12 protein-coding genes are annotated in these 13983 nt (G+C 69.8%); 11 read left to right on the top strand and 1 reads right to left on the bottom strand.

Going from position 1 to position 13983, the window contains the following annotated elements; translation table 11 throughout:
* Positions 1 to 9: 9 nt before the first annotated feature.
* The 10 genes from AQJ27_RS22065 to AQJ27_RS22020 all read left to right on the top strand — a co-directional run bounded on the left by AQJ27_RS22065 (position 10) and on the right by AQJ27_RS22020 (position 12378).
* Positions 10 to 246 carry a DUF397 domain-containing protein gene (locus AQJ27_RS22065; RefSeq protein WP_067371435.1) on the top strand — a complete coding sequence of 79 codons (237 nt, stop codon included), beginning with the start codon at positions 10 to 12 and terminating at the stop codon, positions 244 to 246.
* A 23-nt stretch (positions 247 to 269) separates the two neighbouring features.
* Positions 270 to 1142, top strand: a complete 873-nt coding sequence (gene bla / locus AQJ27_RS22060; RefSeq protein WP_067372377.1) for a class A beta-lactamase — start codon at positions 270 to 272, stop codon at positions 1140 to 1142.
* 372 nt (positions 1143 to 1514) lie between these two features.
* Positions 1515 to 2891, top strand: coding sequence for a S53 family peptidase (locus AQJ27_RS22055; RefSeq protein WP_425275219.1), 1377 nt, complete (start codon positions 1515 to 1517; stop codon positions 2889 to 2891).
* A gap of 378 nt (positions 2892 to 3269) precedes the next feature.
* On the top strand, positions 3270 to 4607 hold the full coding sequence (locus tag AQJ27_RS22050; RefSeq protein ID WP_067371433.1) for a S53 family peptidase: 1338 nt from the start codon (positions 3270 to 3272) through the stop codon (positions 4605 to 4607).
* A gap of 562 nt (positions 4608 to 5169) precedes the next feature.
* Positions 5170 to 5478 carry a hypothetical protein gene (locus AQJ27_RS22045; RefSeq protein WP_054232206.1) on the top strand — a complete coding sequence of 103 codons (309 nt, stop codon included), beginning with the start codon at positions 5170 to 5172 and terminating at the stop codon, positions 5476 to 5478.
* Positions 5479 to 5664: 186 nt separating this feature from the next.
* On the top strand, positions 5665 to 6525 hold the full coding sequence (locus AQJ27_RS22040) for a DUF8175 domain-containg protein (RefSeq protein WP_067371431.1): 861 nt from the start codon (positions 5665 to 5667) through the stop codon (positions 6523 to 6525).
* Complete coding sequence (locus AQJ27_RS22035; protein ID WP_067371428.1) at positions 6515 to 7852, top strand: hypothetical protein; 1338 nt, start codon at positions 6515 to 6517, stop codon at positions 7850 to 7852. The genes AQJ27_RS22040 and AQJ27_RS22035 overlap by 11 nt, the downstream gene beginning before the upstream one ends.
* Before the next feature lie 14 nt (positions 7853 to 7866).
* Positions 7867 to 9408, top strand: a complete 1542-nt coding sequence (locus AQJ27_RS22030; protein WP_096240437.1) for an SCO6880 family protein — start codon at positions 7867 to 7869, stop codon at positions 9406 to 9408.
* Between the two features lie 14 nt (positions 9409 to 9422).
* Complete coding sequence (locus tag AQJ27_RS22025; protein WP_067371420.1) at positions 9423 to 10847, top strand: ATP-binding protein; 1425 nt, start codon at positions 9423 to 9425, stop codon at positions 10845 to 10847.
* Between the two features lies 1 nt (position 10848).
* Positions 10849 to 12378: a type IV secretory system conjugative DNA transfer family protein gene (locus tag AQJ27_RS22020; RefSeq protein WP_067371418.1), complete on the top strand. Its 1530-nt coding sequence runs from the start codon at positions 10849 to 10851 to the stop codon at positions 12376 to 12378.
* A gap of 23 nt (positions 12379 to 12401) precedes the next feature.
* Here the strand turns inward: AQJ27_RS22020 and AQJ27_RS22015 are convergent, their stop codons facing one another.
* Positions 12402 to 12944 (bottom strand): GNAT family N-acetyltransferase, encoded by a 543-nt coding sequence (locus tag AQJ27_RS22015; protein ID WP_079065195.1) that lies wholly within the window; start codon positions 12942 to 12944, stop codon positions 12402 to 12404.
* 123 nt (positions 12945 to 13067) lie between these two features.
* Between AQJ27_RS22015 and AQJ27_RS22010 the strand changes: the two genes are divergently transcribed.
* Positions 13068 to 13829 carry a CDP-alcohol phosphatidyltransferase family protein gene (locus AQJ27_RS22010; RefSeq protein WP_054232199.1) on the top strand — a complete coding sequence of 254 codons (762 nt, stop codon included), beginning with the start codon at positions 13068 to 13070 and terminating at the stop codon, positions 13827 to 13829.
* Positions 13830 to 13983 lie beyond the last annotated feature (154 nt).

The following is a 13983-nucleotide window of genomic DNA, read 5'->3' as shown; positions in this document are numbered from 1 at the left end:
AAGCCCCCCGTGGCTGACGTCCCCCCGGACCTCGACTGGGTCCGCGCCGCCCCCAACGACGCGACCGGACCCGGCCCCTGGATCGAACTCGCCTTCGGCGCCGACGACCTGGTCCACATCCGCGAAACCAGCGACCCCACCAACATCGTCACTACCACTCAGAAGAAGTGGGACGCCTTCGTCCTGGGTGTACAGGCGGGCGAGTTCGACCACTTCGTGGAAGGACTGGAGGACAAAAGATCTTAGGGACCACGACAACACGCCGCACCCTGCTCACCGCGGCCACCACGACCGCCGCCACCCTCGCGCTCGGCGCGGGACCGGCGTACGCGGAGAATCCCCGACACCGGGACACCCGCGCCCGGCTGCGAGAGCTGGAGGCGCGACACGGGGCGAGGATCGGCGCGTTCGCGTACAACCTGAGGACGAAGGCCACCGTGCGCCACCGCGCGGCGGAACGCTTCCCCGGCTGCTCGGTGTTCAAGACGCTCGCGGCGGCGGCCGTGCTGCGGGACCTGGACCGGCACGGGGAGACACTCGCCCGGCGCATCCACTACACGGCGGCGGACCTGGCCGGGTACTCACCGAAGACGGGTGAGCCGGAGCACCTGGCAGGCGGCATGACCGTCGGGGAACTGTGCGACGCGGCGATCCGCTACAGCGACAACACGGCGGCCAACCTGCTGCTCCGCGAGCTGGGCGGCCCCACGGCGATCACGCGTTTCTGTCGCTCGCTGGGGGACCCGACGACCCGCCTGGACCGCTGGGAGCCGGAGCTGAACACGGCGGAGCCCTGGCGGGTGGAGGACACGACCACCCCGGGTGCCATCGCAGGCACCTACGCCCGGCTCGTCCTCGGCGACGCGCTCCACTACCGCGACCGTGACCGCCTGACGACGTGGCTGCTCGGCAACACCACCAGCGGCGACCGTTTCCGCGCGGGCCTGCCCGAGGACTGGACGATCGCCGACAAGACCGGCACCGGCGACTACGGCACCAGCAACGACGTGGGCATCGCCTGGACCCCGGACGGTGCCCCCGTAGCCCTCGCCGTCCTCAGCACCAAGCCCGCGCAGGACGCCGCCGCCGACAGCCCCCTCGTCGCCGCCACGGCCACGGTCCTGGCCGCGGCCGTGGGCTGACACGAGCCCCCGGGACAGTCGGCGACCCCTGTCGTCACCCGGCCGGCGCCGCCCCCGTGGGGCCGCGGTCATGCGATCCGCGGCCCCACGGGCGGCGGCTTCCGCCGCCACCACCCGTGCCTTGCCCGGTGCACAGCCGAGCCGCGGAGCGAGTCAAGCCGACGTCAACTTCCAGCCATCTAGGGGCCATTGAGGGGTAACCCGATCACCCGGGTTCGGTATGGCGGAAGTCAGAATTCCAGATCCCTCTTGTTTGTCGCGTACTCAACAAGCGAGTGTCTACGCGGGTCACACGGCCCGGCCGCCGGGGCCACCGCACCGGCGGCAACAGCACCCGCACCGCCCCTGTCAACCTCTCTCAGGAGCTGTACGTTGCGTACTACACCCCCCATACCCCCCACGTCCCCCACACCCGGCAACAGATCGGCCACGCGCACCAACTGGCGCCGCGTGGGCTCCGCGGCCGTCGCCACCGCCGCCCTCCTGATGGCCGGTTTCGGCTCCGCCGTCGACGCGAGCGCTGCGGCCGGCACGACCGCGACGAAGACCGTCGCGAGCAAGAGCACCGCCGCCACGGCCGGTTCCACCAAGGTCACCTGGACCCGTTCCTGCGCCGAGCCCAAGAAGAAGGGGGAGATGGCCTGCAACGCGCTGCGCGTGACCGGCGGCACGACCGCCTTCATGAAGGCCAACGCCCACGCGAACGCCGTCACCCCCAAGGCCGCCGCCGACTCCCCCACCGGCTACGGCCCCAGCGACCTCCAGGACGCGTACGGCCTGACCGACGCCGCAGCCTCCAACGGCTCGGGCGAGACCATCGCGATCGTCGACGCCTACGACGACCCGAACGCGGCCTCCGACCTCGCCGCGTACCGCTTGTACTACGGCCTGTCGGCCTGCACCGTCGCCAACGGCTGCTTCAAGAAGGTCAGCCAGACGGGCTCCACGACCTCCCTCCCCTCCGCCGACAGCGGCTGGGCCGGTGAGATCTCGCTCGACCTCGACATGGCCAGCGCCGTCTGCCCCAACTGCAACATCACGCTGGTCGAGGCGAAGTCCTCCTCCATGGCCAACCTCGGCACCGCGGTGAACGAGGCGGTCAAGCTCGGCGCGAAGTACGTCTCCAACAGCTACGGCGGCTCGGAGTCCTCCTCCGACACCTCCTACGACAGCTCGTACTTCAACCACCCGGGCGTCGCCATCACGGTCAGCGCGGGCGACGAGGGCTACGGCGCCGAGTACCCGGCCGCCTCCAAGTACGTGACCTCCGTCGGCGGCACCGCCCTCTCCTCGAGCTCCAACAGCCGCGGCTGGACCGAGAAGGTGTGGAACACCAGCAGCACCGAGGGCACCGGCTCGGGCTGCTCCGCCTACGACGCGAAGCCGACCTGGCAGACCGACACCTCCTGCTCGAAGCGCATGATCGCGGACGTCTCGGCCGTTGCCGACCCGGCGACCGGCGTCTCGGTCTACGACACCTACGGCGACGGCACCGGCTGGGTCACCTATGGCGGCACCAGCGCCTCCTCGCCGATCATCGCGGCCGTGTACGCCCTGGCCGGCACCCCGTCCAGCGGCTCGTACCCGGCGAAGTTCCCGTACGGCTCGGCCGGCACGTCCGCGCTCAACGACGTGACGTCGGGCAGCAACGGCTCCTGCTCCACGAGCTACTTCTGCACCGCGAAGTCGGGCTACGACGGCCCGACCGGCTGGGGCACTCCGGAGGGCGTCACGGCCTTCACCGGCTGATCGCATCGCCCTCCGCACGACACGGAGCCGCCGGGCGACGGATTAAGTGGGGATCCATCGGCGGCGCCTGAGACGGGCCGCGGCAGCCTGCCGCGGCCCGTTCGCCATCGTGCCCAGCCGGTCGGAAACTTTGGTAATTCCCTTGACCTGCCTGTGAGTTGAGTCAAGCGGCGCTCAGCCGCAGTCCATCGAGCGGCCATCGAGGAGTAACGCGGCGGCCTCGTTCAGTAATGCGGAAGTCAGGATTCCAGACGGCCCTTGTTGTCGCGTACTCAACAAGAGGATGGTCATCGGCGGGCCGCTCGGCCCTCCGCCGGGGACACCGCACCGGCGGCGCACCCGCACTGCCCCTGTCAACCACTCTCAGGAGGCTGTCCGTTGCGTACCTCGAATCCCCAAGAGCCCGCGAGACCCGCCATACGCGGCAGGTGGCGCCGTATCGGAGCGGCCGCCGTCGGCAGCGCGGCTCTCGTCCTCGCCGGCTTCGGCGCCGCGGGCCCCGCGAACGCCGCCCCGGCCGCCAAGGCCACCGCCACGACCGCCGCCACCTCCGCCAAGGTGACGTGGAGCCCGGCCTGTTCCACCCCCGCGAAGGGCCAGATGGCCTGCAAGGCACTGCGGGTCACCGGCGGCACGACCGCCTTCCAGAAGGCCAACGCCCACGCGGACGCCGTCACCCCGAAGGCCGCCGACGCCGCCACCCCGTCCGGGTACGGGCCGAGCAACCTCCAGAGCGCCTACGGCCTGACCTCCGCCGCCGCCTCCAACGGCTCGGGCGAGACCATCGCGATCGTCGACGCGTACAACGACCCGAACGCCGAGGCGGACCTCGCCAAGTACCGCTCGTACTACGGCCTGTCGGCCTGCACCACGGCCAACGGCTGCTTCAAGAAGGTCAGCCAGACCGGCTCGACGACCTCCCTGCCCTCCAGTGACGCCGGCTGGTCCGAGGAGATCTCCCTCGACGTCGACATGGCCAGCGCCATCTGCCCGAACTGCAACATCCTGCTCGTCGAGGCCACCTCCGCCACCATGGCCAACCTCGGCAAGGCGGTGAACGAGGCCGTGACCCTGGGCGCGAAGTACGTCTCCAACAGCTACGGCGGCTCGGAGTCCTCCTCCGACACCTCCTACGACACCTCGTACTTCAACCACCCCGGCGTCGCCATCACCGTCTCCGCGGGTGACTCCGGCTACGGCGCCGAGTACCCGGCCGCCTCCAAGTACGTGACCTCCGTCGGCGGCACCGCCCTGTCCACCAGCTCCAACAGCCGCGGCTGGACCGAGAGCGTCTGGGAGACCAGCAGCACCGAGGGCACCGGCTCCGGCTGCTCCTCGTACGACGCGAAGCCGACCTGGCAGACGGACACGGGCTGCTCGAAGCGGACCATCGCCGACGTCTCGGCCGTCGCCGACCCGGCCACCGGCGTCTCGGTCTACGACTCCTACGGGGTCACGGCCGGCTGGTACACCTTCGGCGGCACGAGCGCGTCCTCGCCGATCATCGCCGGTGTGTACGCCCTCGGCGGCACCCCCTCCAGCACCTCCTACCCGGCGTCCTTCCCCTACGCGTCGGCCGGCACCTCGGCTCTCAACGACGTCACCTCCGGCAGCAACGGCAGCTGCGGCTCCAGCTATCTGTGCACCGCGAAGTCGGGCTACGACGGCCCGACCGGCTGGGGCACCCCGGAGGGAGTCGCGGCCTTCACCGGCTGACCCGCCGGAGACACGGAAAACCCCCGAAAGCACGGCAAAGCGGGGGGAACTGCCGGGGAGGACGTGGGGATCCTCCGGCAGTGCGGGGAACGGGCCGCGGCAACCAGCCGCGGCCCGTTTCCGTGCGCCACGGAGACGGGGATAGCCTTCGGGGCAGCGGCCGTGCGTCCACATCGGGCGGACGCGCGACCCGGAGAACATCGGCTCGACAACCCGTCAGAAACACGGCGGGCGCGCGGGGATGCTGCGAGGAGCGGCGGGGCGACCGCCCCGCACTCGTCGTAGAAGGGGTTAACGACGGAACCACACCACAGGTTCCGGTTCGACTTCATTGCCCGGCGTGACCAGGCGTGATACACAGAGTGACCATACGACTCTTTGCATACCGTCGCACGCCTCCCGAAAGGGGCCCGCGTACGCCGGTGACAAGGGATTCGTACGAAAACCGCCAATCAATGACGCCAAGTCGACATACGACAGCGGCATTGTCGGCGAGAATGGGCCCGACCTCTGCGCACAGTGGCAGGGGGTGCAGAACTACCCACTAGGGGCGGTGACTTACATGCTTTTCGCAGCCGACAAGGGCGACATCACCACAATCATCGGCGGAATCGCCCCGGACTGGGGTCCCTTCGGCAGCCTGGGCAACGAGGCCAAGACGATGATCCAGGTCGTGATGGCCGTCGCCATCCTGCTCTGCCTCGGGATCGCGATCTGGGGAGCGGCGAAGCAACGTATCGGGGCAACGGCGCTCCGTGACACGTTCAGCGCCGAACAGGGCAAGGGTCTGATCATCGCGGGCCTCACCGGGGTCTTCATCATCGGCTCCCTCGGCACGCTCTTCACCATCGTGTACGGCATGGCCGTCTAGCTTCGGCCGGGCACCCGGCTCCTCACCTCATCTCCTCCTTCCCTGTCCGACCCACCCGTCCGTCGTGCCCACCGGCTGAGGTTGCGTTTCCCTGATGTCGAGTCACCACACCGCGTCCGCGCGGGAACCAGCACGACTACCGTCGTACTACGCGGTTCAGGAAGAGGTTGAGGGGGCGTACGCGACATGAGTCTCGGTGACGAACCCGGATACGGGGACGGCTCCCGCGGCGACGACGGGGGATACGGAGGGACGGGCCAGACCCGGACCCGCCTCCCCGACCGCCCCGGAGACGTCTACGGCGGCGCCCGCCGCGGCCGCTCCTCCTCGCGGAGCCTGGTGACGGTGGTCGGCGTCGTCGTCCTCCTCATCGCGGCCATCGCCTTCGCGAACCGTGGAGGAGACGATTCCTCTTCCTCCTCCGGAACCGGCAACGCAGGCGGCAACGCCACCAAGACCTCCCCCACGGCCCCCTCGGGCCAACGCCCGGTGGACACGAACACCGGGGGCATCCCCACGGGGTTCGCGCACAGCGAGCAGGGCGCACAGAGCGCGGCGGCCAACTACGCGGTGGCGCTGGGGTCGACGAGCATGTTCCAGAAGGCCGGTCGGCACCATCTGGTCGACACCCTCTACACCTCCGCCGCGGCCGGCCGCCTCCAGGGCCCGCTGGACGACGCCTACTCGACGGGCTTCCTCAACAAGCTGGGACTCGACGCGGCCGGCAACGCGCCCCGGGGCAGCACCTTCGTCTCCCGCACGATCCCCGTCGGCAGCAAGGTCGAGCAGTACAGCGCCACCGACGCCAAGGTGTCGGTCTGGTACCTGGGACTCATCGGAATGTCCGCGCAGAACTCGACCGACCCCGTCACCTCGACGTGGAAGACGTGGACCTTCGAGCTCCAGTGGTCCGACGGGGACTGGAAGATCGTCACCGACTCGCAGAAGGACGGCCCCGCCCCGGTCCCCGGCGACGACAAGGCCGCCACCTCCGACGAGATCAGCAAGGTCATCGAGGAGTACGGAGGGTTCACTTATGCCCGGTAGCCCACGCCGTGTACTCAGGCTCACCAGCGCCGTCGCGGCCGTACAGACCGCGGTCGTTCTGCTGGCATCCCAGGCCTACGCGGCTCCACCGAGCCCGACGCCGAACTCGAGCCCCAGTCCCAGTCCCAGTGCGAGCGCCTCGACCGACTCGTGCAGGCTCATCTCCGGCGAGGCCAAGAAGTACTGCGAAAAGGGCAGCACCGGCGGCGCCACCACCGACCCCGGTACCACCTCCACGCTCGACCCCCTCTCCTCGCTGGCCAAGGGCTGCGCCGAGGCCGCGTCCTGGACCATCGACAAGCTCTCCGCGGCGGTCAAGGACACGGCGAACGTCGACTTCACGAACCAGAAGTTCCTCCAGCAGTACGCCGTGGTCTTCGCCGCGTCCACCATCCTCACCCTCCTCCTGTGGCTGCTGGCCGTGGCGAAGCGGGCGGTGCGAGGCGTCCCCCTCGGCACCGCGATCTCCGAGGCGATCGGCTTCCTCTGGCTCACGGTGCTGGCGTCGGCGTTCACCCCGCTGATCCTCTACACCGTCGTCTCGGCCAGCGACGGCGTCACCGACGTCCTCGCCAAGACCACCGGCAACCAGACCGACACCTTCTTCGGCACCTTCTCCGGCGCCCTCGCCAAGGGCGAGAACATCGGCGGCGGCCCGATCATGCTGATCGTCGTCTCCCTGGTGTCGATCCTGGCCGCGGGCGTCCTGTGGCTGGAGCTCGTCATCCGCGCCGCCCTGCTGTACGTCGGCGCCCTGCTCGGCACCGTCGTCTACGCCGGGCTCGTCGACAAGAACCTGTGGGGCCACGTCCGCCGCTGGGCCGGCATCATGATCGCCGTCATCCTGGTCAAACCGGTCATCGTGATCGTGCTGGGCCTCGCCGGCGCACTGTCGACCAACGGCGGCCCGGACTCCTTCTCCGCCGTCGTCTCCGGCCTCGCGATCATCCTGCTCGCCATCTTCGCCAGCGCGATGATCTACCGCTTCGTGCCCGGCTTCGGCGACGAGATCGCAAACGGCCGCAACAACCGCATCATGCAGGGCGCCGAAGGCAAGGCCGCGGCCGTGATCAGCTCCCCCGCCACCCTAGTCGCCCAGGGCATCAAGACCCACAGCACCCGCGCCGACAACAACGGCTCAGGCGGCGCGGGCGGCGGCAACAGCCAGCCGCGCCCCGCGAACCCCGTCTCCGGAGGCGTGTCCGCCCACAGCACCCGTACGCCGAACGGAGGCGGCGGATCTGTCCCCTCCGCCGCACCCCCACCACGTACCGGCAACACCCGCAACAGCAGCAGTACCAACCGCACGGGAGGTGAAGGGCGTTGACGACCGATTCCCACGTGTCCCATCCGGTCACGCCCCGCCGTACATATCTGATCGGCCGCGCCCGGCCGAACGCGATCGTCGGCCGGAACCGAGAGTCCGGCGAGATCGCGCTCATCATCGCGGGCGCGTTCCTCGGCATGATGTGCGGCTTGCTCGTCCCCGTCCTGTCCCTGCGGATCGTGCTGCTGATGGGCTTCCCACTGGTGGCCATCGCCGCGGTGTACATCCCGTACAAGCGCCGCACGTTCTACAAGTGGTTCGAGATCAACCGCAGTTACAAGCGCAACCTGCGCAGCGGCACGGCGTACCGCAGCACCGTCCAGGAGGCCGGTACGCGTCTGGACGGCAAGGAGGTCGAGATCGGGCCGCCGCCCGGCATCGGCCGGATCTCCTGGCTCGCGGCCCCCTTCGGCCCCGACGAGATCGCCGTACTCCTGCACGCCGACCGCCGCACCGTCACCGCCGCGATCGAGATCGAGGGCCCGGGCGTCGGCCTGCGCGACAGCGAGGACCAGGAGGCCCTCGTCGACCGCTTCGGCACGCTGCTCAAGCACGTGGCGAACGGCGACGGCTTCGTCACCCGCCTCCAGATGCTCGCCCGCACCCTCCCCGCCGACCCGGACGCCCACGCCAAGGACGTCTCCCAGCGCGGGGACGAGAAGGCACCGGCCTGGCTCCAGCAGTCCTACGACCAGCTCCAGTCCATGGTGTCCACCAGCAGCGAGCAGCACCGCGCCTACCTCGTCGCGTGCATGCACTACAACCGTGAACTCGCCGCCGAGGCCCAGGCCATGGCGCGCGCCGCCCGTCCCCAGGGCGGCAGGAAGCTGGACCGCGACGCCGGGCTCGCCGTCGTCATGGCGCGCGAGCTGACCGACATCTGCTCGCGCCTCCAGGAAGCCGACATCCGCGTACGCCAGCCGCTCGGTCAGGGGCGACTGGCCTCCCTCGTGCACTCCATGTACGACCCCGACCACCCGATCGACCACATCCAGGCGATGACGAAACGCAATGCCTGGCCCGCCGAGCTCGACGCCATGGAGCCCACCTACCTCCAGGCGAAGACCCGCGAGTCCTCCACCCGCGCCCCCTGGTGCCACGCCACGGCCTGGGTGAAGGAATGGCCGATGACCCCGGTCGGCGTGAACTTCCTGGCCCCGCTCCTGGTCCACACCCCGGACGTCATCCGTACCGTCGCCGTCACGATGGACCTCGAACCCACCGAGGTCGCCATCGAGCGCATGCTGACGGAGAAGACGAACGACGACGCCGAGGCCAGCCGCCAGCTGAAGATGAACCGCACGGTCGACCCCCGCGACATCGCCTCCCACAACCGCCTGGACCAGCGCGGCGAGGACCTCGCGAGCGGCGCCGCCGGCGTCAACCTCGTCGGCTACATCACGGTCAGCTCCCGCTCCCCGGAGGCCCTCGCCCGCGACAAGCGCACCATCCGCGCCTCCGCCGGAAAGTCGTATCTGAAGCTGGAGTGGTGCGACCGCGAGCACCACCGGGCCTTCGTCAACACACTGCCGTTCGCCACCGGAATCCGCAGGTAGGGGCTGATGTTCTGATGCGGGATCCGCTGTCCGCCGCGACTGACGCCTTCACGGGCTTCCTCTTCGGCAAGGTCGAGACGACCCGCCTGCCCGTGCGCACCTCCACGGGCCAGGCCCAGGCGGTCTACCTGCCGACCGCCGCACCCGGCCTCGGCGACTCGGGCGTCATCATCGGACGCGAGGTGTACTCCGGGAAGGGCTACATCTACGACCCCTTCCAGCTGTACGGCCAGCAGCTCCCCGCGCCCCACTGGCTGGTGCTCGGCGAGTCCGGCAACGGCAAGTCGGCGCTCGAGAAGACCTACGTCCTGCGCCAGCTGCGCTTCCGCGACCGCCAGGTCGTCGTGCTCGACGCACAGGGCGAGGACGGCGTCGGCGAGTGGAACCTCATCGCGGAAGAGCTGGGAATAACTCCCATCCGCCTGGACCCGACAGCGGCCCTGGACATGGGCATCCGCCTCAACCCGCTCGACCCGGCGATCACGACGACGGGCCAGCTGGCCCTGCTGCGCACCATCATCGAGGTCGCGATGGGCCACGGCCTCGACGAGCGCTCCGGCTTCGCCCTCAAGGTCGCACACGCCTATGTCAACGAGACGATCGTCGAGCGTCAGCCCGTACTGATGGACATCGTCGAGCAACTACGGCACCCCGAGCCCGAGTCGGCCGAGGCGATGAACGTCGCCATAGACGACGTACGGGCATGGGGCCTGGACGTCGCCCTGGTCCTCGACCGCCTGGTCGACGGTGACCTCAGGGGCATGTTCGACGGTCCCACGACGGTGGGCATCGACCTCGACGCGCCCCTCATCGTCTTCGACCTCTCCCACATCGACCGCAACTCCATCGCCATGCCGATCCTGATGGCGATCGTCGGCGTGTGGCTGGAACACACCTGGATCCGCCCCGACCGCAAGAAGCGCATCTTCCTGGTGGAGGAGGCGTGGCACATCATCAACAGCCCCTTCGTGGCCCAGCTCTTCCAGCGCCTGCTGAAGTTCGGCCGACGCCTGGGTCTGTCCTTCGTGGCGGTCGTCCACCACCTGTCCGACGTGGTGGACGGCGCCGCGGCCAAGGAGGCGGCCGCGATCCTGAAGATGGCGTCCACCCGGACGATCTACGCCCAGAAGGCGGACGAGGCACGGGCGACGGGCCGGGTGATCGGCCTGCCCCGGTGGGCCGTCGAGATCATCCCGACCCTGACGCCCGGTATCGCCGTCTGGGACGTCAACGGCAACGTCCAGGTGGTCAAACACCTCATCACCGAGACCGAACGCCCCCTCGTCTTCACCGACCGCGCCATGACCGAGTCCTCCGCCGACCATCTCGCCGACGACGCGCTGCGCGCCGCCGAACTCGAGGCCGAGGAACGCGCCGCGGCCTTCGTGGAGCAACACCTCGCCGATCTCGACGGTTCGTCCGAGTCCACGGTGGCGTGAGATGAGCCGGGACGGGCGGGACCGCCGCAAGGCGGAGAGCGAGGGCGGCATCCCCGACGGCCTGCTGGTCGGGGTGCTCGCCTTCCTGCTCGGCATGACCTTCCTGATCTGGTCGGCCACCGGGCTCGCCGGCTGGTTCGCCCACGGCGCCTGGCCGAACGCGGTCACCTTCGCCCGTACGCCGCTGGCCCTGCGGCATCTGATCGGGCACCCGCACGACGTGACGGGCTCCTGGCCGGACACCCCCGCGGACCAGCTCTCGGGGTACGGGCTCTTCTGGGGCCTGTTCATCGGCCAGTTGATGGTGCTGGTCGTGATGACCATCTTCGTGATGGGGACGTGGGCACGGTGGCGTGCGGTCCGAGCGAGACGGAAGGCGGGGGCGTACGCGAGACCGACGCCGACGCCGGCTCCGGCTCCGGCAGAGGTGCCCGAACCGGCTCCGACTCCCGCCGCCGAACAGGTCCCCCCGCATCACGAGGTCCCGCTGCCGCGACCCGAGCCGCAACCGGCCGAGCTGCCCAAGGAGGCGCCGCAGCCGACGTTTTCGACGGCGCCCTTGGCGGTGGACGGCAAACGGCTGGGTGGGTGGGAAAGAAATCGCACCGCAGCCGCGCTCATCCTCGCCCCACCGGAAACCCGCCACACCACCGCGACCCAAGCCGTACGAGACGCGGACGGCCCCGCCCTGGTGGTCACCTCCAACCCCGCCATCTGGTCGGAAACCAAGGACGCCAGAGCCAAACTCGGCCCCGTCCTCCTCTACGACCCCTCCCACCTCTGCGACACCCCGGCCCGCCTCCACTGGTCCCCCTCCAGCGGCTGCGAGGACAAGGCGACGGCCGCGCAAAGAGCCATCGCCCTCCTCGGCCCCGTACGCCCCACCGCCAAGGTCGACCAGGCCATGGCCGACGTCGCCGAAACGCTCCTGCGCAGCTATCTGCACGCCGCCGCGGTGGAGGGCAAGGCCTTCCGCCACGTCCACCGCTGGGCCCAGGGCACCCAGGTACAGGACGCCGTACGAGCCCTCCGCACGAACCCCAAGGCCGCCTCCGGCGCGGCGGGCGAACTCGAGGCCGCCCTCACCTCACACCCGGAACGCCGCGACATAGCGCAGGAGTTGACGGCCCGCGCCCTGTCCGCCCTGTTCACGGTCAACGTCCGCGAATCCTGCACCCCGAACCGAAGTGACGCCCTCACGCTGGATTCCTTCGTCAACGAAGGGGGCACGCTCTATGTGGTCGGTGAACCCATCGAGGACCCCAAGGCGAACCCCGGCGCGATGCCGCTCCTGACGGCCCTCGCCTCAAGCGTGGTCGAGCGCGGCCGGCGCATGGCCGAACGGTCATCCTCCGGTCGCCTCGACCCACCACTTACGCTCGTCCTGGACGACGTCGCCGCGGTGGCCCCGCTCCCCCAGCTCCCGGAGCTGCTCGCCACCGGAGCCGACCAGGGCCTGCCCACCCTGGCCCTCCTCCGCTCCCAGGAACAGGCCAGGGCCCGCTGGCCCCAGCACGAACTCCCGGTCTGACGACAGCTACGGTCAGACGACACCTACGGCCTGGCGATCACAAACTCCAGATCCCGGGTCCCCTCGTTCCCCTGGGATGCCACGGATCCCCCGGTCGGCACGAACCCCGCCCTGCGGTAGAAGGCCTCGGCGCGCCCGTTCTTCTCATGCACGAACAGCCGTACACGCTCGAGCCCGCGCTCCCAGGCCCAGGCGAGAGCGCCGTCGACGAGCGCGTCCGTCACACCGCTCCCCCGGTGCTCGGCCCGCACGAAGACACCCACCAGGTGCCCCTGGTCCTGGTCGATCACGGCCTCGAAGAAGTCCCGCTGCCCGGCCTTCTCGGCCAGCATGACCACGGAACCCGCCCACACCCCGCCCGGCCCGACCGCGACGAACTGCCGCGCCCCGTCCCCCTCGGCGGCCCCCGCCGCCCGCTCCTGCCAGAACGAGTCGGGCCGGGCCGCCGCCTGCTCGTAGGTCTCCAGGAACGCGAGATGCGCGACGGGGTCCCGCAGGGCGGCAAGCCGCAACTCCTTGGCCGCGGGCCACTCGTCGGCTCTTATGGAACGAATCACATGGTTCATGGAACCCACCGTAGTCTTCGCGTTCGCCATCGCTCATCTGAATTCCACCCTGCCGATCCCCGCCGTCCGGGACCCCGTCATGCTCTTCCCTGTACTCACATTGATTCCAGGGGAGAAAGCCGCATGACCAAGGTCCAACTAGAGGAACTCCGCGAGGTCATCCACCCCGCGGGCAAGCTGGAGAGCAGGGCGGAACACTGGGCCGGCCGCCTTTACATGCGATCGCTCTCCCTGCGGGTGACCCGGCTGATGCTGGGGACCCGCGTCTCGCCGAACCAGATCACGACGGTCATGGTCTTCGCGGGCGTACTTTCCGGAGTCGCCCTGGTCGTCCCCGGCCTGGGCGGCGCCGTACTGTCCGTCCTCTTCATGCAGTTGTATCTGCTCCTGGACTGTGTGGACGGCGAAGTGGCCCGCTGGCGACGCCAGTTCAGCCCGCTCGGCGTCTACCTGGACCGCCTCGGCGCCTATCTCGCCGACGCCGCGGTCATGGTCGGCATGGGCATCCGCGCCGCCGAACTCGGCCTGAACCTCTACCTGGTGGCCGGCCTGGCGGCCGCGATCGGCGTGCTGCTCCTGAAGTCGTCCTCCGACCTCGTCCACGTGGCCCGCTCCGACAGTGGCATGCAGAAGGCCACCGACCAGTCCGTCGTCCCGCGCTCCAGCGGCCTTGCCCGGGTCCGCCGCCTCACCTCGGCCGTCGGCCTCCACCGCCTGGTCAACGGCATCGAGTGCACCATCCTGCTGCTCGTGACGGCGATCGTCGACCTGGCGCTCGGCGACCTGACGGCGACGAAGATCGCGACCGTGGCCGTGACGGCGATCGTCTGGCTGCTGGTCCCCGCGCACATCGTCTCGATCGTCGCGTCGTCCCGCCTGAAGTAACCGAGTCGCCTGAAGTGAACGAGTGAGGGCATGCGGGGCTGCTGTTCGGCCCCGCATGCACCCCGCCGCCCCCCGCAGCCAGGGCACCGAAGGTGAACGCAAAAAAGCCCCAACTTCGGGTACCTACCCGAAGTTGGGGCTCTTCTCAAAATTT

It is taken from the genome of Streptomyces olivochromogenes, from assembly GCF_001514115.1.
Taxonomy (GTDB): Bacteria; Actinomycetota; Actinomycetes; order Streptomycetales; family Streptomycetaceae; genus Streptomyces; species Streptomyces olivochromogenes.
Note: the sequence above shows the minus strand (reverse complement) of the source record. Positions and strands in the feature narration are given on the sequence as shown.